The organism is uncultured Duncaniella sp., from assembly GCF_910578445.1.
Classification (GTDB): Bacteria; Bacteroidota; Bacteroidia; order Bacteroidales; family Muribaculaceae; genus Duncaniella.
In genome coordinates, this window is record NZ_CAJTQC010000009.1 from 18,958 (window position 1) to 40,285 (window position 21,328).

General features: G+C 50.5%; 15 protein-coding genes. 10 read left to right on the forward strand and 5 right to left on the reverse strand.

Translation table 11 applies throughout. The features are described from left to right. Window positions 1–41 precede the first annotated feature (41 nt). Entirely contained in the window at window positions 42–1,568 is a 1,527-nt protein-coding gene (locus QZ311_RS05550) for a hypothetical protein (protein WP_297065151.1), read from the reverse strand. Between the two features lie 555 nt (window positions 1,569–2,123). On the opposite strand from QZ311_RS05550, the gene QZ311_RS05555 reads away from it, so the two are divergent. Continuing rightward, window positions 2,124–2,960, forward strand: a complete 837-nt coding sequence (locus QZ311_RS05555) for an HAD family hydrolase (protein WP_297065154.1) — start codon at window positions 2,124–2,126, stop codon at window positions 2,958–2,960. A 131-nt stretch (window positions 2,961–3,091) separates the two neighbouring features. On the opposite strand, the gene QZ311_RS05560 is transcribed toward QZ311_RS05555, so the two are convergent. After that, a complete protein-coding gene (locus QZ311_RS05560) occupies window positions 3,092–4,291 on the reverse strand; it encodes a pyridoxal phosphate-dependent aminotransferase (protein ID WP_297065156.1) in 1,200 nt (399 codons plus the stop codon). A 48-nt stretch (window positions 4,292–4,339) separates the two neighbouring features. After that, on the reverse strand, window positions 4,340–5,497 hold the full coding sequence (locus QZ311_RS05565; RefSeq protein WP_297065159.1) for a putative sugar nucleotidyl transferase: 1,158 nt from the start codon (window positions 5,495–5,497) through the stop codon (window positions 4,340–4,342). A gap of 611 nt (window positions 5,498–6,108) precedes the next feature. Here QZ311_RS05565 and QZ311_RS05570 point away from each other — a divergent pair. Next, window positions 6,109–6,414 carry a nucleotidyltransferase domain-containing protein gene (locus tag QZ311_RS05570; RefSeq protein ID WP_297065162.1) on the forward strand — a complete coding sequence of 102 codons (306 nt, stop codon included), beginning with the start codon at window positions 6,109–6,111 and terminating at the stop codon, window positions 6,412–6,414. Window positions 6,415–6,531: 117 nt separating this feature from the next. On the opposite strand, the gene QZ311_RS05575 is transcribed toward QZ311_RS05570, so the two are convergent. After that, on the reverse strand, window positions 6,532–8,235 hold the full coding sequence (locus QZ311_RS05575; protein ID WP_297065165.1) for a peptide MFS transporter: 1,704 nt from the start codon (window positions 8,233–8,235) through the stop codon (window positions 6,532–6,534). A gap of 139 nt (window positions 8,236–8,374) precedes the next feature. Then, complete coding sequence (locus QZ311_RS05580; RefSeq protein WP_297065170.1) at window positions 8,375–9,901, reverse strand: peptide MFS transporter; 1,527 nt, start codon at window positions 9,899–9,901, stop codon at window positions 8,375–8,377. 222 nt (window positions 9,902–10,123) lie between these two features. Between QZ311_RS05580 and QZ311_RS05585 the strand changes: the two genes are divergently transcribed. The 8 genes from QZ311_RS05585 (at window position 10,124) to rsmA (ending at window position 21,328) form a co-directional block, all read left to right on the forward strand. Further along, the gene (locus tag QZ311_RS05585) at window positions 10,124–11,551 is read left to right on the forward strand and encodes an ATP-binding cassette domain-containing protein (RefSeq protein ID WP_297065173.1); all 1,428 of its coding nucleotides are present in this window, start codon (window positions 10,124–10,126) and stop codon (window positions 11,549–11,551) included. A gap of 106 nt (window positions 11,552–11,657) precedes the next feature. Further along, the gene (gene gpmI / locus QZ311_RS05590) at window positions 11,658–13,172 is read left to right on the forward strand and encodes a 2,3-bisphosphoglycerate-independent phosphoglycerate mutase (protein WP_297065176.1); all 1,515 of its coding nucleotides are present in this window, start codon (window positions 11,658–11,660) and stop codon (window positions 13,170–13,172) included. A 19-nt stretch (window positions 13,173–13,191) separates the two neighbouring features. Further along, window positions 13,192–14,388 carry an L-serine ammonia-lyase gene (locus QZ311_RS05595; RefSeq protein ID WP_297065179.1) on the forward strand — a complete coding sequence of 399 codons (1,197 nt, stop codon included), beginning with the start codon at window positions 13,192–13,194 and terminating at the stop codon, window positions 14,386–14,388. Window positions 14,389–14,477: 89 nt separating this feature from the next. After that, window positions 14,478–16,067 (forward strand): L-aspartate oxidase, encoded by a 1,590-nt coding sequence (nadB, locus tag QZ311_RS05600; RefSeq protein WP_297065182.1) that lies wholly within the window; start codon window positions 14,478–14,480, stop codon window positions 16,065–16,067. 44 nt (window positions 16,068–16,111) lie between these two features. Then, window positions 16,112–16,780, forward strand: coding sequence for a DUF4294 domain-containing protein (locus QZ311_RS05605; RefSeq protein WP_297065184.1), 669 nt, complete (start codon window positions 16,112–16,114; stop codon window positions 16,778–16,780). An 809-nt stretch (window positions 16,781–17,589) separates the two neighbouring features. Next, the gene (locus QZ311_RS05610) at window positions 17,590–18,852 is read left to right on the forward strand and encodes a C10 family peptidase (RefSeq protein WP_297065187.1); all 1,263 of its coding nucleotides are present in this window, start codon (window positions 17,590–17,592) and stop codon (window positions 18,850–18,852) included. A gap of 16 nt (window positions 18,853–18,868) precedes the next feature. Beyond that, complete coding sequence (locus QZ311_RS05615) at window positions 18,869–20,092, forward strand: serpin family protein (protein ID WP_297065190.1); 1,224 nt, start codon at window positions 18,869–18,871, stop codon at window positions 20,090–20,092. A gap of 423 nt (window positions 20,093–20,515) precedes the next feature. Further along, window positions 20,516–21,328: a 16S rRNA (adenine(1518)-N(6)/adenine(1519)-N(6))-dimethyltransferase RsmA gene (gene rsmA, locus QZ311_RS05620; protein WP_297065193.1), complete on the forward strand. Its 813-nt coding sequence runs from the start codon at window positions 20,516–20,518 to the stop codon at window positions 21,326–21,328.

Below are 21,328 nucleotides of genomic sequence, written 5' to 3' on the forward strand. Positions count from 1 at the left end.
TGTCAGGATATGATACACCGTCCTTCGGAATATAGGTTGGCTTATCGCACGACTTTGAATGTGCGGTTTGCTATACGGACAATATAGATTCCGCGTGCCGGAAGTTCGATTTCCGATGCAGTGCCGTTATAGATGACAGTTCCGTTGACAGCGAAGACTTCGATAACTCGACCTTCAGCCCCGCTGACATACATTGTGCCGTTTTTAACATTGACGCTGATGTCATCGGTGGTCACAGATTCGATGCCTGACTCAGATGCAGATCTGATGTTGATGAAGTTTTTCCATCCCGGTGCGGAGGCATAGGCTTCTGTTGTGCCGTCGGGGACAATCAGTGTAGCCGAACGGTACACGTCAGATGTGAAGCAGTCGTCGGTCATATCGGGCGCTTCTGTAGTGTTGACTTCGATTGTTTCAAGTCCGTTGACCGCAAATGCGTTGTCGGAAATTGATTTGATTGTGGACGGGATTATCAGCTTTGTGCAATTGGGATTGGCAGTCTCATAGAAAGACGTAAAAATATTGCCGTTTATGCCTGTCACAGTGTATGTGTCGACATATTTTTGGGTGGAAGGAATATTGAGCACACCTCCGTTGTCTTTTATGTAGTAATACAGTCCGAATGGGTCTCCTTCGATGCCTGCATAGAGTACAGACGGGAAGTAGGCAAGGTTTAAAAGCTGATTATTAAGATTGTTGATTTCCTCGACGGTTTTGAGATATTCGGAATATGTTTTATCGAGGGTTTCAGTCGTCACTTTGAGGAGATATTCGGCATAGGAAGCCGGGTTCTTGGGGGCATCATTGAGTAATGAGTTAATGGTCCCTACCTGATTTGTAATCTGCTCCAGAAGCCAATAGCAGTCTTCTTCCGTCATTGTGGCTGCGTTCTTGTTGAAGTAGTCGGCAAGATAGTTGTAATTATCAGTCAGAGTCGAGGCGTGGCTCTGATATAGGGTGAGAATATCAATCATTTCTTTGCCGGCGGCCTCATATTCGTTTGCGGTCTCGATAATTTCGTTTAAAAGGTCATTGAGATAATCACGTGTGAAATTCACCATGAACAATGTGTAGTCGAGGTCGGTCAGAGTTCCGCTGACATTGAATTCGAACTTTGTTTCTCGTGCTTTTCTGACACTTGTTTTCTGGAGAGAGTTATAGATTTTGTCGAGATTCTCGCTAAACTGAAGGTAGAGATGCAGCAGATTCTCCATGTCCTTGTTGAACACAGTCATTTCATCCGCGTATCCATTGGTAATCATCGTTGCTCCGTCGATTAGTTTCTGGAGTGCGTCGGTGGCATATTGAATTCTGTCATAGATGTCTTTTGTCTCTGCCGTAAGAGAATCTGCGGTGGTTGCCATAGGTATCAGGTCTCGTTCGACAAAAGAGTGGGGCGAAATCAGTGTCATCTCTCCATTGGTGGTCCGCCCGATAAATCCATCCTCATAGTTGACATAGTAGTTTGTGCCCGATACCCCGGTGAATGTTTCGCTTTGGGCTGCGGCGTTTAGCCCGAAAGCACTTGCAATGGACATAATGAGTCCGAAGCGTAGAGTTGTTGCCATGTAAATTGATTGGTTTATTTGGCTGTGTGTCCCCCTCAGAGCCGTAAAGTCAATAAAAAAGCGTAGGGACATTGTGCTGAATATCTCAATCAAGGCATCGGCAAACGCCCAACACAGAATAAACAGTCCACCCCCACGCCATGCCGATATATCGACCCCGAGCCTACGGGGTGGAAGATAGGCACGCATGAGCGTCTTTTTTGACTGCTCGATCCTCTGTGTAAAAATTTTGCCGATTTTTGATTGAAGGATTAAGCAAAAAACGCTTGTAATTAGTTAAAATGTAGAACTAAGGCTCTCTTGCCAAAGTTATGTTGCAAAATTAGACATCTTCCATTAGATTTGCAAATTTTGAGGTCGGATTGTCAAGGCTGAGGATGGACTGACGTTTAGTTCATTCAATGATTGTCATTTTGCCTACGGTTTTTAGAGAGGACAGTTTGGAGAAATGGGAATTATTTTCCGTATTTTTGCAATAAAATTAAATATTGTAGTCAGGGATACCGCTCAGCGGATTAGCTGATTAGGTATTTATATGATTTAAAAATAAAATTTATGAAAACTCTATATGTAAGCGATATGGACGGGACGCTGCTTGGGCCGGACAGCAGGGTCAGCGGTGAGACGGCGGAGATTGTCAGCGCTCTTTCGCGACGCGGGACGGCAATCACGGTGGCTACGGCGCGCACTCCGGCTACGGTGGATGTGTTGCTTGAGGATACTTATACGTCGATTCCGGCAATTGTCATGACGGGGGCTGCGCTGTGGGACAGGGTGCGCCGGCGCTATCTGCGGCCGGTGTTGATGGATGGCGGTGTGGCTGCCCGGGTGGTGGCGGCGTTTGCTGCCGAGGGTGTCGATCCGTTTGTCTATGACCTTGGTGACGGTGAGCGTCTCGATGTCTATCACCGTAGCACGATGAACCGTCAGGAGGAGCGTTTCTATGAGGAGCGCCGCCATCTGGAGGGGAAGCGCTTCGTGTTGGGCGACAGCCGTGAGCTTGTCGAGCCGTCGGCATCGACCATACTGATTTTCGGCATGGGCGAGGCGGTGAGGGTCGAGGCTGTGGCTGAGCGTCTGAGGGGTGTGGATGGTGTGTCGGTGTCGTGCTACCGCGATATTTTCAACCATGACGTGGCCAATATCGAGGTTTTCGGAGCGGGTGTCAGCAAGGCTGAGGCCATAAAGTGGCTTGCCGGCCATATCGGGGCGGAGCGTATCACGGTCTATGGTGACAATCTTAACGATCTGCCGATGTTCGGGATTGCAGACGAGGCCGTGGCCGTGGCCAATGCTATGCCGGAGGTGCTTGCGGCTGCCGACCGCGTCATCGGGCCTAACAGTGATTCGTCGGTGGCCCGCGACATCAGGCGGCTTGTCGGCGAGGGCTGACGGCGGTCTTCCTATATATAATAAGGTATAGATATAACGAAACGATAGCGCATGGCGTCGGGGCTGGAGTGCCCGGATGTCGTGCGCTATCGTCGTGTTCCGGATTTCTATTTATGAGTTGACGAGGGGAGTCAAATTGTGCGTCCGGGGTAGGCCTTGAGGGCGGCGGCGAGGATTTTCATCGCTTTGGCGAGGTCTTCTTTCTTGAGGACATAGGCCATTCGCACTTCGTCACGTCCCATTCCGGGTGTGGTGTAGAAGCCTGAGGCCGGAGCCATGAAGATGGTCTCTCCGTCGAGGTCGAAGTCGCGCAGACACCACTGGCAGAATTTGTCGGCATCGTCGACGGGGAGTTTCACGACGGTGTAGAATGCTCCCATTGGTATGGGGGTGTAGCAGCCGGGGATTTTGTTCAGCTCGTCGATGAGGAATTTACGGCGCTCGACATATTCGTTGTAGGTTTCGAGCATGTATTCCCGTGGAGTGTCGATCGAAGCTTCGGCCACGATCTGTCCGAGCAGCGGTGGGCTAAGACGGGCCTGACAGAACTTCATGACGTTGGTCTTGAGCTGCGGGTGCTTGGTGATGAGCGCGCCGACACGGATTCCGCATTCGTTGTAGCGCTTCGACACGGAGTCGATGAGCACCACCTGTTCCTCGATTCCGGGCAGGTGGAAGGCCGAGATGTAGGGTGCGCCGGTGTAGCAGAATTCGCGGTAGACCTCGTCGGAGAAGAGGAAGAGGTCATATTTCTTGACAAGGTCGCGGATCTGGAGCATCTCTTTCATCGTGTAGAGGTAGCCTGTCGGGTTGTTGGGGTTGCAGATGAGTATGCCCTTTGTGCGCGGAGTGATAAGCTCCTCGAATTTCTCGACAGGGGGGAGTGCGAAACCTTGGTCGATGCTTGAGGGGACGGTGACGATTTTCGCTCCGGCCGAGATTGCGAAAGCCATGTAGTTGGCATAGGCAGGCTCGGGGACAATGATTTCGTCGCCGGGGTCGAGGCATGCCATGAAGGCGAAGAGCACGGCTTCCGAACCGCCGGTCGTCACGATGATGTCGTCGACGTCGACCTCGATGTTGAAGCGGTGGTAGTATTCACGGAGTTTTTCGCGGAGCGAAGGGAGTCCGGCCGACGGGCTGTATTCGAGCACCTGACGGTCGATGTGTTTCAGCGCCTCCAGTCCGGCCGGAGGGGTCGGGACGTCGGGCTGACCGATGTTGAGATGATAGACCTTTATGCCTCTGGCCTTGGCGTCGCCGGCAAGAGGGGCGAGGCGGCGGATTGGTGATGCGGGCATGATTGTGCCGCGTTCTGATACGTTTGGCATAGTGGTTGATGTGTTGGGGGGTGAATGGATGGAATGCGTGGGCCGGGTTTATTCGGCGCTCTGCTCCCGGATGTTGATATAGATTTCCTTGTCGATGGGAGTGAGTTCCTTGTGGCGGCGCGACATCATGCGCGATGCGGTGTCGAAGAAGCGGTCCATGATGACGGGTTTCATGCCGAGCGGTGAGCCTTCGGTGAAGGATGGGAGATATGTCCTCGGGAAGCCTGCGCCATAGAAGTTGACACCCACGCCGATTACTGTTGCGGTGTTAAACATGGTGTTGATTCCGGCCTTAGAATGGTCGCCCATGATGAGTCCGCAGAACTGCATGTCGGTCTTGACGAAGCGTCCTTCGGCCATGCTCCAGAGTTTTATTGGTGCATATGTGTTTTTGAGGTTCGAGGCGGTGCATCCTGCGCCGAGGTTACACCATTCGCCGATGACGGCGTTGCCGAGGAAGCCGTCGTGGGCTTTGTTGGAGAAGCCTGTCATCACGACGTTGTTGAGCTCTCCGCCGACCTTGCAGTAAGGGCCGAGGGTGGTCGCACCGTAGATTTTGCCTCCCATGTTGACCACCGAGTGCTCGCACATGGCAATCGGTCCGCGCAGGCATGCGCCTTCCATCACCTCGGCGTCGCGTCCGATGTAGACCGGGCCTTTCGACACGTTGATATTTGCGCATTCGACAGTCGCACCATCCTCGATGAAGAGCTGCGAGGGGTCGCCGATGAGACGGCAGGTGTCGCTGAGCGGGCTGGAAGTGCGTCCGGCGGTGAGGAGTGAGAAATCGCGGCGGATGGCTTCGTCGTTGAGCATGAAGATGTCCCAGACGTTGCTGAGGCGGAATGGAGTTTCGTCATATTCGATTTCGGAGTCGGGATTGCCGTTGCCTCTGCGGGCGATTGTCTCGCCTTCAAATGTGAGGGCTTCTCCGATGTTGAGGGCGAGAATTGCTTCGACAAGCTTGTCGTCGGGGTGGAGGTTTCCGGCAATGAAGAGGTTGTCGCCATCGGCGGCTTCTACCATAGGATATTTCATCGACAGATAGTCCTGAGTCGAATAAGAATATGCGCCGGGGATGGCTTTCTGCCATTTTTCGGAGATAGTGGTTATGCCGTGGCGAATGAGGGCTACGGGGCGGGTCAGCGTCATCGGAAGCAGACGGTCGCGCGTCCCGACCGGATCGAAGAGTATGATATTTTTCATTGTGATAGAAGTCACGTGAGGGTTATTGTGATTGAGTATATATAAGAATGACAAAAATACGAATTAATTGTGAAAACATCTGCCTGCGACGGATGTTTTTTTGTCTTTAAAGCTGATATTGCCGTGTCGCACAACTAAATTCAGATTGGGTATTTGCGAGTGTTAAATAATATTAATAGAATGAAAATGATTTCTTTGCTATGTGAAAAAGTTTTTACCTTTGCAGTGAAAAGAAGCACCACAATAGTTGCAATCCTTGGACTGATAAAATTTTACGCATTAAATTCACAATATTTGGACTAAGGAAAAAAGGCAACATTGCTCGGTAAGTCATCGTGAGGATGGTTTTCGGGGCAAACGATGGTGTAGTGTAAGTATGATATAATCTCTACATTATTGGAAAGGAATAGTTTTATAACTATTTGACGCCTTTTTGGCTTTGGTCCTGTTGCTCCTTGATTGAAAGGGGCAGCGGACAATTTTTTTATATACTATAGATTTCCGAAAGACATGTAGCCTCACCGACATGTCCCGACTTTTTCATCTTCATGGACGTTGTTTATTACAGATGATTATTATATTTGCAGTTAATTAAAAGCAAATGCCGATAAATGAAACTGATTGAATTGAATCTCCAGCGCATATTTGACTTATGCCGTCTGCATAATGTCAGAACGTTGTCGGTTTTTGGGTCTATCCTTACTGATAGATTCAACGATGACAGCGATGTTGATTTTCTTGTGGATTTCGGAGATATTGACCATGATAAATTCGACTATGTTTCAAACTACTTCAGCTTACGCGATGCGCTTGAAGCTCTTTTCGGACGTAAAGTAGACCTAATTGAAGAAAGAGGGCTTAAAAACAAATTCTTTATCCGTAATATTAATCGTACAAAACGTTTGATTTATGGATGAATTTCGATTGTTACAATAAAAGCATTCCTGTCACCCCTGCTATATGGATGACGAGAATGCTTTTATAGTAATGAATGGGTTGGTGAGATTTTTTCCGGCCACTCGTTTAGCGAGGTGTCAGATAGCGTCGCTTTCGACTGTTTCGAGCGAGTCGCTGTCGGCCGGAGCCGGGGTGTCGGCAGTAGCAGCCTCGAGTTTCTTCATTATTGAGAAGATAAACACAGCCGAGACAAGGCAGATGGCTACGAGAATGCCCCACAGGACATAGACGGAGATTTTGCCCCAGAGCAACATCGGGATGGATACGAGATAGTTGCCGACGGCTGTGGCAGCGAACCATCCGCCCATCATCGAGCCTTTAAGTTTCGGAGGAGCGACCTTGCTGACGAAGCTTATGCCCATCGGCGAAAGCAGGAGCTCGGCGAAGGTCAGGAGCAGGTAGGTCGAGATAAGCCAGTTGGGCGAGACTGAGGCTGTCGTTCCGACTATTGAAAGCGACCCGACGAGCATGAGGCCGTAGGCCACGGCTGCCATGATCATGCCGTAGCCGATCTTGCGTGGTGCTGAGGGTTCTTTTCCCCGCTTGCCGAGCCAACCGAATATTGCCAGTGAGACCGGTGTGAGCGCAACGACATAGAAGGGGTTGAACTGCTGATATTCCTGAGGCTGAATGCCGGTGAGCGGGTCGGGTGTCGAATTGTAGAAGTAGGTCAGCGCGCCTGCGACCGCACACAGGATGAGCAGGGAAATGAGCCGGCCGGCAGTGCCCTTGCTCTGGAAGAGATTGAAAAGGGCATAGACACCGATGGCGATACTTGTGAGAGCCCAGACGTTGAATCCGATGCGCGTCCATCCGCCGGCCTGAGGCGATGTGCAGCTCTTGGCGAATTCGGTGAGTGTAGCGCCGTTCTGGTGGAACACCATCCAGAAGAATATGACTACGGCGAAGACGAGCAGAAGCGCCACTACGCGCTGTTTTGTCTGTGCAGGTGTCAGCTCCGGGCCGGAATTTGCCACCGATTTGGCTGCGGTAGCCTGTTTCTTGTCTGTGAGTATGTGGGCATAGGTGCGTCGGCCGAGGAAGTAGATGAGGAAGCTGACGATGAGCGAACCACAGGCTATGGCGAAAGCATAGCTGTAGCCGGTCGAGAGGGTGGTGATATAGTCGCTTGCGAAGGCTGCAATGTCCGAGCCGACGGTCATGCCGTTTTCAGAAGCGGCGGCGATGAGCTCCGCGGAGTTTTCGTGTCCGTCAAGGTAGTTGTTGCAGAGTGTCGGAAGTGATGACACATAGGTGAGGCCTTTGCTGTTCAGCGCAAGGTTGCACATGGCTGTGGCAGCCATAGGCGCGAACATAGAGCCGATGTTTATGGCCATGTAGAAAAGCGAGAAGGCTGCGTCGCGCTGTCCGCTGTAGCGGGCTTCGTTGTAGAGGTCGCCGACCATCACCTGAAGGTTGCCTTTGAAGAGGCCTGTGCCACAGGAAATGAGCAAGAGTGCGAATATCAGTACGATGAGCGACGATGTGCTGCGGATGTCGGTGGGAATCGACATGATGAGGTAGCCGGCAAACATGACGGCGAGGCCTGTGACGACGCATTTCGAAAAGCTCCATTTGTCTGCGACCCAGCCGCCGATGAGGGGCATGAAGTAGACAAGTGCGAGAAAGCCTGCGTAAATCTGGCCGGATACGGTGGAGTCGAGGCCGAATTTCGCCTGCAGGAACAGCAGGAAGATGGCAAGCATCGTATAGTAGCCGAAACGCTCGCCGGTGTTGGCAAGCGCAAGCACGTATAATCCTTTGGGTTGATTCTTAAACATTTTAAGTATTAAGTATTAAGTGTTAAGTATTAAGTGTTAGGTTTGCGGTGGGTATTGATAAAGGATAAAGTATTTGGCCTGAGATGATGACATCAGCACCAAATGCTTTATCCTTTATATACTTAAATTATGCTTGAATTTATGCTTTGGTCACGCGTTCGAGCCAGTTGACCATGCCGAACATTACGCCCATCGAGACGAGACATACGGCGAGGAATACGCTCCAGCACATCCAGAGAGGCCAAGCGTTATACATCAGCGGGCCGATAAAGAGCAGTAGGTTGCCGAGTGCGGTGGCTCCGAGCCAGAGTCCTTGGCAGAGTCCCTGCATGTGGCTGGGGGCAACTTTCGATACGAACGAAAGTCCGAGCGGCGAGATGAAAAGCTCGGCCACTGTGAGGAAGAAATACAGGAGAATCAGCACCCACGGGCCTGCGAGCATCCCTGTGGTCTCGCCGACAGGCATTGCACGGAATTCGGTTGCCGAGGGATAGCCGGAAACTGCCGAGAAGATGGCGAGGAAAAGGAAGGCGAGACCTGCGAGTCCCATACCGATGGCAATCTTTTTGGGGGTTGAGATTTCGATGCCACGGCGGCTGAGCATAGCGAAGAAAGCCATGACCACGGGGGTGAGGACAATCACGAAGAAAGGATTGACAGCCTGCCAGATTTCAGGAGCGATAGTCGATGTGTCGACGAAATCGCGGGCGAAAAGCGAGAGCGAAGTGCCGTTCTGGTGGAACGAGAACCAGAAGAAGATAACCACGCCTAGCACTGCAAAGAGGGCCATCATGCGCTGTTTGATTTCCTTGGCCATAGCGTGACGCTCTTCGTCAGAGATGCTGACAGAAGTGGCCTTGGCTTTTGCCGACGGGTTGGGAAGACCCTTCTTGTAGATAAGGAAGATGACGAGAGAGAGCGCCATTGCCGCTACAGAGGCGATGAATGAATAGTGAACACCAGTGTTGAACACTTCGAGATACTGGGTGCAGAAAGCCTGAATGTCGCCTGCAGCATTTCCGCCGGTAGCGGTGATGAGCGAGTAGAGGTTGTTGAGGTTTTCGGTCGACATGCTGTCGGTAACACTCAGATATTCATGGCAGAGCGCGGGAAGTTTTGCATTGTAGGCGAGATTGTGGACACCGAGCCACCAGCTGCGGAGCATGGGAGCTACGAAGGGGGCGATGAGACCGCCGACGTTGATGAACACATAGAAAATCTGGAAACCGGAGTCGCGCTTGGAGGCATAGCGGGGATTGTCGTAGAGCTGACCTACGATTGCCTGCAGGTTGCCTTTGAAGAGACCGTTGCCGAATGCGATGAGGAAGAGTGCGAAACAGGTCATCGGCAGAAGCCATGAGATGTTGTCGCTGGTTGAAAGAATGGGAATGGAGAGCAGGAGATAACCTGAGCACATCACGATGAGACCGCTGATGATTGTGCCCTTGTAGTTTTGTGTGCGGTCGGCAATCAAGCCGCCGACAAGGCTGAGCAGGTAGATGCCGGCATAGAAGAAGGAATAAATCAGTGTACTTGTTTCTTCACTGAGTCCGAATTTCGAACATAGAAACAGCACCAGCACGGCGTTCATGATGTAGTAGCCGAAGCGTTCGCCCATGTTGCTGAGGGCGGCTGGAATAAGGCCTTTGGGTTGGTCTTTAAACATAGGGATGAAATTTTGCTTGAAAGTTACTTTTTCAGGTATCTGGTATTTTGGTTATTCGTTTGTCATCGGTGAGAGAGGGTGTAGACTTTCGGCAAAAATACAAAAAATATCATTAAAATTTAATATAGTCAAACAAAAATGAGGTCGTCTGTTGGCTGTTTTTGTAATTTTGTGGCTATAAAACAGATTTTTTAGGTCAACAGCTTGAATAATTAAATATCTATGGATAGTACGAAGTTTATCGTCAGTTTCAACAGTCCGAAGCTCGGCTACGGCAATGTAGTGCTCCGCAATCCGCACATGTCTTATATTCCGGAAGGAGTCACTGTCGTGCTCGGTCCGAACGGGTCGGGAAAATCGACTCTCGGGCTTGTTATCGAGAAAGGACGCTATGCCTACGGCAACCGTCTGCAGTTCTGCCGCCCGGATATGAAGGTCAGGATGCTTGCATTCACCGACATACATTCGCTGACAGGCATCGAAGTGACCCGCTACGATCAGCGACTTGAGGCTACGGTCAATGACCTTGTCCCGACTGTCAGCGAGATACTTGGCTCTAAGGCCGTTTCTGAAAAATGGACGGAGCTTTGCGATGCCTTCGCGCTGCGCGATGTCGTCGGGAAGCGTATCAACTACCTGTCGAGCGGTGAGTTGCGCAAGCTGTTGATAATAAACGCACTCATGGAGACGCCCGACCTTCTGATTCTGGACAATCCGTATATAGGCCTCGACGAGCTCTCGCGTTCTGAACTCGACAATGCAATCATGGGCATAGCCGGCGGAGGGGTTGGCATCGTGCTTCTGCTGTGTGACCCTGCCGACATACCATCCTATACCGACTCTGTGATTCTTATGGCCGACAATGAAATCGCAGCTCCCGTCGGCGGTCAGGAAGCCATTGAGGCGCTCCGCAAAGGGATGTCGCCTTCAGCGTCGGAAATCATTCTCAGCGACCTTCCCGCGCAGAAAGAAAGTGCCGGAGAGTTTGACGTGGCCTTCGCCATTGAGGACGGCCACGTGCGCTACGGAGGCAAGTCGGTGCTTGAAGGAGTCGACTGGAAGGTCTGTGCCGGTGAGAGATGGGCGCTGACAGGAGCTAACGGCTCGGGCAAATCTCTGTTGCTGAGCCTCGTCTGTGCGGACAATCCGCAGGCCTACGCCAACCGTATCACCCTCTTTGACCGCCGTCGCGGTTCGGGCGAAAGCATCTGGGAGATAAAGGACCGCATAGGTTATGTCTGTCCGGAAATGCAGTTGTATTTCCGTTCCACTCTGCCGGTTGAGGAAATCGTGGCCGGAGGTCTTCGCAACTCCCTGTCGCAGTTCCGCAAGCCTGCGCCCGAAGAGCTTGACGAGGCGCGCACATGGCTGAGACTTCTCGACATAAGCCATATCGCCGACAGCCGGTTTCAGGAACTTTCGTCGGGCGAACAGCGTCTTGTGCTTCTGGCCCGGGCATTCATCAAGCAGCCGTCGCTGCTGATTCTCGACGAACCGCTCCACGGACTTGACGCCGCACGCAAGGAGCGTGTCCGCCGTCTCATCGACCTGCTTGTCGGCCGCAACGGCACGTCGCTCATATTTGTCACCCACTACACCCGCGAAATCCCCTCGACCATCACGAAGGTCAAGACCTTGCAAAAAATCTGACAGACAGCCGTGGTGGCCTCATTTATCGCTGCAACCTTATCTGTTTCTAATAAAATATTTGTAAATTTGCACTCTTGAAAAATAACCATACAATTTCTATAACATCATGGCAAAGAAAGCATTGTTAATGATTCTCGACGGATGGGGAATCGGCAATCACTCAAAGAGCGACGCGATTTTCTCTACTCCGACCCCCTATTGGGACTATCTCGTAAACACATATCCCCACAGCGAGCTTCAGGCTTCTGGTGAAAACGTCGGTCTTCCCGACGGACAGATGGGCAACTCGGAAGTGGGTCACCTCAATATCGGTGCAGGCCGCGTGGTCTATCAGGACCTCGTGAAAATCAACAAGGCATGCAAGGACGGATCAATCCTCACCAACCCTGAGATTGTCAATGCGTTCACCTATGCCCGCGACAACGGCAAGGCCATCCACTTCATGGGTCTCACCAGCGACGGTGGCGTACACTCATCGCTCGACCACCTCTATGCTCTCTGTGACATCGCAAAGCACTACGGTCTTGAAAAGGTCTACATTCACTGCTTCATGGATGGCCGTGACACAGACCCCCGCAGCGGAAAGGGCTTTATCGAGGCTCTCGAAGACCACTGCGCAAAATCAGCCGGAAAAATCGCCTCGATCATCGGCCGCTACTATGCGATGGACCGCGACAAGCGCTGGGAGCGTGTGAAGGTTGCCTACGATCTTCTCGTCAAGGGTGAAGGCAAGCAGGCTGCCGACATGGCCGAAGCTGTGCAGGAAAGCTACAATGAAGATGTAACCGATGAGTTCATCAAGCCTATCAACAACTCGACAGTCGACGGAACTATCAAGGAAGGCGACGCAGTGATTTTCTTCAACTATCGCAACGACCGTGCGAAGGAACTCACCGTTGCTCTCACACAGCACGATATTCCCGAAGCCGACATGAAGGTTGTCCCCGGTCTCCAGTATTACTGCATGACACCCTACGACGCTTCGTTCACCGGTGTCCACATCCTCTTCCCGAAAGAGAATGTCGAGAACACTCTCGGCGAATATCTGTCGAGCCTCGACAAGAAGCAGCTCCACATCGCCGAGACCGAGAAGTATGCCCACGTGACATTCTTCTTCAACGGCGGACGCGAAGAGCCCTACGAGGGCGAAGAGCGAATCCTCGTCGCATCTCCGAAAGTGGCTACCTACGACCTCAAGCCCGAAATGAGCGCCTATGAGGTTAAAGACAAGCTCGTCGAAGCTATCAAGGAAGAAAAATACGATTTCATCGTCGTGAACTATGCCAACGGCGACATGGTGGGCCACACCGGTGTCTACGATGCAATCTGCAAGGCCGTTAAGGCCGTCGACGAATGTGTTAAAGACACTGTTGAGGCTGCTAAAGAAGCAGGCTACGAGGTGATTATCATAGCTGACCACGGTAACGCCGACAACGCGGTCAACGCCGACGGCACTCCCAACACCGCCCATTCGCTCAACCCTGTTCCCTGCATCTATGTGACAGAGCGCAAGGACGCTAAGGTCGAGGACGGCAAACTGGCAGATGTCGCTCCCACTATGCTTAAGATTATGGGGCTTCCTCAGCCCAAGGAGATGACAGGCCACGCCCTCATCGACTGATGATTTTCAAAAATTATTGATGGAATCAATCAAACGACTCTATAAGATTGGCCACGGCCCGTCGAGCTCTCACACGATGGGGCCTCTGAAGGCCGCTCAGGAGTTTGGCTCCCTTCACCGGGATGCCGCATCGTTTACTGTGACCCTTTACGGCGCTCTTGCGGGCACCGGAAAGGGTCACATGACTGATGTGGCGATACTTGGCGAACTTGAGAAGATTGCTCCGACCACCATTCTCTGGCAACCCGACATCTTTTTGCCGTTCCACCCCAACGGGATGACTTTTGCATCATTCGACAGCGAAGGGCATGAGACCGACCGCCGGACGGTCTATTCGGTAGGCGGTGGCGACATTGTCAACGAGGGCGAGGACTGTCCGCAGGTACGCGATGTCTATCCCCTCAGCAAGATTGCCGATATTCTTGCTTGGGCCGACAAGTCGGGCAAGAGTTTCTGGGAATATGTCGAGGAATATGACGACCCGGATGTGTGGGACTATCTGGCGGAAGTCTGGAAAGTGATGAAGGAGGCGGTTGAGCGCGGAATCGATGCCGAAGGGGTGCTCCCCGGAGGTCTCGGCGTGCGCCGCAAAGCCGTCAGCTACTATCTTCATGCCTCCGGCCATAACGACAGCCTTCGTTCTCGCGGACTCGTCTATGCCTATGCGCTTGCCGTCAGCGAGGAGAACGCTTCGGGCGGCAAGATTGTGACCGCCCCGACCTGTGGTTCGTGCGGTGTCCTCCCGGCCGTACTCTATCATCTTTCGACTTCAAAGGGCTTTTCTGACAAACGCATACTCCGTGCGCTTGCCACTGCCGGACTTTTCGGCAGTGTCGTCAAGCACAATGCCTCGGTCTCGGGTGCGGAGGTCGGATGTCAGGGTGAGGTCGGTGTCGCATGCGCAATGGCCGCTGCCGCAGCCAGCCAGCTTTTCGGAGGCACGCCGGCCCAGATTGAATATTCGGCCGAAATGGGACTCGAACACCATCTCGGGCTTACCTGCGACCCTGTCTGCGGACTCGTGCAGATTCCCTGTATCGAACGCAACGCCTATGCGGCTGCCCGCGCGCTTGACAGCAATCTCTATGCGTCGTTCTCCGACGGACGCCACTCGGTGTCGTTCGACCGCATCGTGGAGGTCATGAAACAGACAGGCCACGACCTTCCGTCGATCTACAAGGAAACGGCTCAAGGCGGACTGGCAATCATCAAATAGGCCGGTTTCCGCTGCTCTACACTCATAAACATAATCTCAATTCGATAAGAAACCAATCCTCTCCATCCTCTCATATTTCGAAAGGCATCATGACACGAAAGTATGACTATCTCGTAATCGGTTCAGGCATAGCCGGCATGAGCTTTGCTCTGAAAGTAGCGTCGAAAGGGCGCGTGGCACTCATCTGCAAGACCACCCTTGACGAAGCCAACACGGCACTCGCTCAAGGAGGTGTGGCCTCCGTCACAAATCTCGAAGTGGACGACTTCGAAAAACATATCAACGACACTATGATTGCCGGCGACTGGCTCAGCGACCCTGAGGCTGTCCGCAAGGTTGTCACCGAAGCTCCGGGACAGATTCGCGAGCTGATAGACTGGGGTGTCGAGTTCGACAAGAAGGCCGACGGAACTTTTGACCTTCACCGCGAGGGTGGCCATTCGGAATTCCGTATCCTCCACCATGCCGACAACACCGGCTTTGAAATTCAGGAATCGCTTATCGAGGCTGTCAGGGCAAATGAAAATATCGACATTTTCGAACATCATTTTGCAATCGAGATAATAACACAGCATCATCTGGGTAAGATCGTTACCCGCCGCACTCCCGACATCACATGCTATGGGGCTTATGTGCTCGACACCGCAACCGGCGTGGTCGACACGTTCCTCTCACGCATCACCCTGATTGCCACCGGTGGCGTAGGGGCTGTCTATCAGACGACCACCAATCCGCTCGTGGCCACAGGCGACGGCATCGCGATGGTCTATCGTGCGAAAGGTACGGTGAAGGACATGGAATTCATACAGTTCCATCCCACCGCGCTCTATCACCCCGGCGACCGCCCGAACTTCCTCATTACCGAAGCCATGCGTGGCTATGGCGCAGTGCTCCGCAATCGCAAGGGAGAGGAGTTCATGCACAAGTATGACCCGCGTCTGTCGCTCGCTCCGCGCGACATCGTCGCCCGCGCCATCGACTCGGAAATGAAGCTTACAGGCGACGACCACGTCTATCTCGATGTCACTCATAAAGACCCGGAGGAGACAAAGAAGCATTTCCCCAACATCTATGCCAAATGTCTGTCGCTTGGCATCGACATCACGAAGGACTATATCCCCGTCGCTCCGGCGGCCCACTATCTCTGCGGCGGCATCAAGGTCGACAGCAACGCCGAGTCGTCGATACGTCGACTCTATGCGGTGGGCGAATGTTCGTGTACAGGTCTCCACGGCGGTAACCGTCTGGCATCCAACTCGCTGATAGAGGCTGTTGTCTATGCCGACGCGGCCGCTAAACATGCCGTTGCCAATGCCTCGCACTATGATTTCCGCACCGATGTCCCCGAATGGAACGACGAGGGCACTCGCCACACCGAGGAAATGGTGCTCATCACCCAGAGCATCAAGGAGGTCAATCAGATTATGGGTACATATGTCGGTATCGTGCGTTCCGACCTCCGTCTTGACCGTGCATGGAATCGCCTCGACATTCTCTATGAGGAGACCGAGAAGCTTTTCAAGCAGTCGAAAGCATCGCGCGAAATCTGCGAACTGCGCAACATCATCAATGTCGGCTACCTCATAATGCGTCAGGCCAAGGAGCGCAAGGAGTCCAGAGGCCTGCACTATACGGTCGACTATCCTCCCGTGCCACACGGCCCTGCGGCCATAGATTAACCGGCGCTACAATAAAACACCGGTTTCGGGTGTTATAATAATGTATGACACAACTCAATAGAATCTTCATCTCAATTATCATGACGGCTCTGTGTGCGCTCTGCGCATACAGCAGCCCTGTCATGACACCCGATACAGATGTCACGGTGGCCGACGACCCGATAAAGGTCGGCAGCGGACGCGTAAAGCCATTGCAGGGCTACTACTTTTTTGACGGTGAGGACGGCGAAAACACACTGATGCTCGTGCTTGCCGACGTGACGGTCTATCCGCCGTTGAAATTCAAGAATAAAAAAGAGGAGGAGTTCTACTGGAAGACGGTACGCGATGTCAAGAAGACACTCCCATATGCCAAACTTATCTGCGAGACGCTGATTGAGACATATGAGTATATAGAGACATTCCCGACTCAGAAGGAGCGTGAGGAGCATCTGAAAAAGATGGAAGGTGCGGTCTTCGAACAGTATAAACCTGCTCTCAAGAAATTTACGAAGTCGCAGGCTCAGATGCTTGTTAAGCTCATCAACCGCGAGACAAATCAGTCGAGCTACAATATTCTGAAAGCTTTTCTCGGCTCATTCCGAGCCGGTTTCTGGCAGACATTCGGCCGCATATTCGGAGTCAATCTCAAGACTTCCTACAAGCCTGAGACTGACCGTAAGGACGCTATAGTCGAGCGTGTAGCCACTATGGTGGAACTGGGTCAGCTCTAATGCAGTCGTCGCAGCAAAGTCGCATGTGCAGGCTTTCCGGATACCCATAATAAAATTCAATCGGCAGATTTTTAGATTATGGTAAATCAATGTCCTGCCGGACATTTTTTGCCTGATACACCGTGTCTCCTGAGGCTTCTTGGCTTCCCCAAATGCACATCCTCCGATGCAAACATACATGCCGTGTCCTCCGGACATTTTTTTGCCTGATACAGCGTGTCTACTAAGGCTTCTTGGCTTCCCCAAATGCACATCCTCCGATGCAAACATACATGCCGTGTCTGCCGGATATTTTTTTGCCTGATACAGCGTGTCTACTAAGGCTTCTTGGCTTCCCAAAATGCACTTCCTCCGATGCAAACATACATGCCGATGTCCGCAGGACATCCAATTACTCATAGCCCCGTACATCGCAGCGTAGCGAAGATGTGCGGGGAAAGATATATTTAAGCAAAATGATGTCCGGCAGGACATCGCTTTACCATTCAGGCAAGATCAAACCTCGTCGCTGTAAAATTAATATCAGTGTCAGATAAACATATATAAATATCCGATTACCAATAAAATCCCCACAGATAATCCTAATGATAGGGATTCGCACACAATTAATTTCACATCAGAGCGTTATTGATGATTTCAAACGTTTTATCTGGTAGCAATAATAAGTTGTATTTTTTTTGTAAATATTTGTTAAATCAGTCTTTTTTGTGGGGTAGATTTAGTTAAATAATAGGTTTGGTATTGTATTTTTAATTAAAATTTAGTATATTTAGCCTCATTATAACTAAAACTTAACTAAAACCACCGCCATGAATTCAAATCAGTTTTGCTATTTGATGCCTCTGTTCTTAGGATTTTTAGTATCTTGTAGCTCAGATTTAAGCGAACCGCTTGAATCTGATTTTAATGAAAAAATAGTAGAAAAATCACAAAGTTCTACTCGTACTCTCGACGAGGCAATCAAGATTGCAAATGATGCGAGGTCTATGTTTGATGATAATAGTTCATCTCGTTCTTTTGTATCGCGTGAAGTAAACTTGAACGATATTAGTTACGTTACTTCAGCAATATCACGTTCTGAATCAGATACCCTTATCTATGTAATTAATTATAAGGATGAGGCTGGTTTTGCGGTTGTTTCTGCAAAGAAAACCAAAGATTCTCCCTTGCTTGCTGTTACCGAATCGGGAAGGTATACTACCATTGAAGAGTGTGATAATCCCGGTTTCGCTATGTTTATGGATATGGCTGTTAATTATGTAGCAGAATCTCCAGTGAATCCATCTAAGACAATTAACCCGGGAGATTTCGTTATACAGGAAACAAGACGAGAAGTGGAAGTTCGTGGAGATACTGTATTGCCACGAGTGAAAATGAAATGGGGACAAGAGGGCATATATGGACAATTCTGTCCTAATGGAGTTGCAGGCTGTAGCAATACTGCTGCAGCCATGGCTATGAGTTATTTTGAGTATCCTACAAAATTATCTTTGTCCTATATAAATGGGGGAAGAGAACTTATATTAGATTGGAATAATATTAAACGTCATATAAGTGGAAGCTATAATTTCTGCTGTGCTCCGAATGCCCCACATTCAGTTATTGCAAAGTTAATGAGAGAACTGGGCAAAAGATCTAACTCTACATATAACACAGATCCAAATACTACTTCAACTAAAATGTCTGCAACACGAGCAACATTAAAAGGGTTGGGCTACACGGTCAGTAGTATAGATAATTATAGCCAACATTGCTTTAGAGGTGTTGGAGGAGGAATTATAATAGTAGGCGGTACGAGGAAATACATAGAAGACGATAAAGAGAAATCAGTCGGACACATGTGGGTTGTAAGTGGAGACAAATATAAATGGACTCATGTTGTTGAGTATGTAAGAGATATTGATAAACCAGATTGGAAGATATTATCAGATTGCGTAAATGAAGAAATGTATAATTATTTCAATTGGGGATTTGATGGCATCAATGACGGATATTTCTATGATGGAGTATTTGCATGGAACTCCAACGTAAATTATAAATATAACGTTAAATATTTCTCAATCAAACGATAATTAAAATTACATACAAATGAAAAAGTACAGTGCTTTATTGCTGGGAGCTACCCTCTTGTTTAGTGGTTGCAGCAGTAGTGACAATGATGGAGGAGAAACAAACCAGCGTAAAGATATAGTGCTGGATGGTAATGAAATAGAAATCGTCAATACACAAAACAGCACAGCCTTTGATATGCTGCGTTACTTTGACTCCAATTCAAAGGAAGGTAATTTCATGGTGTCGCCTCTGAGTGCGCAGTTTTCACTCGGTATGCTCGCCAACGGTGCGCAGGGAAAAACACTCGATGAGATTACTGCCGCCCTCGGCAGCCACTCCCTCGACGAGCTGAACGACCTTAATAAACGCCTCCTCTCCGAACTGCCCAAAGCCGACAAGAAGACCGCTTTCCGCAGTGCCAACTCCTTGTGGCTTAACAATGGATTCAATATCCTGCCGGCCTATTCACGTTCCATGGCAGATTTCTATCGCGCCGAGGCTGCGACGGTTGACCTTTCGGCCGAGGAGACCATGAAAAGAATCAATGACTGGTGTTCCTCAAAAACTGAAGGTATGATTCCGACCGTAATCAAAGAGCCTTACACGGACAATACAGCATTTGTCATACTTAACGCCTTGTATTTCAAAGGTGAATGGCAAAAGCCGTTTAAAACAGAGAATACTGTAAACAAGGAATTCACCAATGCCGACGGAACAGTCTCGAATGTTGCCACAATGTGCAAAGAAGAAAATATGTACTATTTCAAGGGGGAAAAATATGAACTTGCCCGCATGAATTATGGCAACGGCGCGTATGCGATGACTCTGCTGCTCCCGTCGAAGGACTCGTCGCTCGGCGAGGTGTTGCAGACGCTGAACCCCTACGCTTGGTCGACATGGAAAAGAGGATGCGAAATCAGGGATTGCAACCTCGAAATGCCGAAATTCAGCATAGCGACTCATTTTGAGCTTGACGACTATTTTAAAAGCATAGGTATAAAGGAAGTCTACGACAGCGCGAAGGCAGATTTGTCTGCTATGTCTGACAAGGCTGTCTACCTATCTAAGTCAGACCAGTTTACCCGCATTGCGGTCGATGAAAAAGGCACAGTCGCGACGGCTGTGACAAAACTTGAGGGAGAGTACACTGATGTTATCCATCAGCCGGTAGAATTTCATGTCAACCGTACCTTTGCCTTCATAATCGAAGAGACATCGACAGGTGCGATTCTCTTTACAGGCCGTGTGAATAAACTTTAATACAGACCGGTATATCAAAAACTTTGATTACATACACCCCACAAAAAAGCCCGGCGGGACGCTGGTTCCACTGCCGGGCGGGGTGATAATGTCGGGAGCGGGTTTTAGGCCGTCTCCCTAAGGTTTCTACGGTTTAGAAACCTTCTATCGGGGGCAGAGAGAGCCGAATTGGGGTTCGAGCTCTGCTCTTCGTAATATAGCCGGAGGCCTTATAGCCAACGACTACCAATTGAACGTCTTGTTTTTCCGCGTTCATAATTAAAACACAGAAAAATGTGAATGGTTGAGCGGATGTATTTAAAAGAAGTAAATTGGTGTTAAGGAGACGAGAGGTTTGATTTTATAGGTCTCGTTTGTGACTAAATTCATTAAAAAGGCTTAACTTTGCATGTGATTAATCAACCCTTCCACGCGCAGAAGTCCATGAAAAGAATCCAAACAAAAGCCTCGACAGGCGGTGATGTGCGTCCTAAAAAGGCTCTCGGGCAGCACTTTCTGACCGACGAGAGCATTGCCGCACGCATCGCCGACACCCTTTCATCCTACAAGGGCCTTCCTGTGATGGAAGTAGGCCCGGGAATGGGTGTACTGACAAAATATCTCATCGCCTCGGGCCATGATGTGAAAGTGGCGGAAATCGACGGCGAAAGCATTGAATATCTGCGCTATAACTATCCTGAACTGGCCGGTCGCATACTCGACGCGGATTTCCTGCGTCTTGATCTGGCGCGTATTTATCCTGACGGACAGAAGTTTTGCGTAATCGGCAACTATCCCTACAACATCTCGTCGCAGATATTTTTCCATGTGCTTGACTATCGCGACCAAGTGGTGTGTTGCTCGGGAATGCTACAGCGTGAAGTGGCCGAGCGTTTTGCCGCCGCTCCGGGGACAAAGGCCCGGGGAATCCTGAGCGTATTGCTTCAGGCATGGTATGATGTGGAATATCTTTTCACTGTCGATGAAAATGTCTTCAATCCTCCGCCGAAGGTCAAGAGCGGAGTGATAAGGATGGTGCGCAACAGTGTCACCGATCTCGGCTGTGACGAACGTCTGTTCAAATCCGTCGTGAAGACGGCTTTCGGGCAGCGCCGCAAGACTATACGCAACTCAATCCGCGGAATGTTCCCTGCCGGAGTGCCGTTGCCGGACGACCCGCTTCTCTCACTGCGCCCCGAGCAGCTTTCGGTGGCTCAGTTCATCGAACTGACAAATCTTGTCGGTTCATCGAGATAA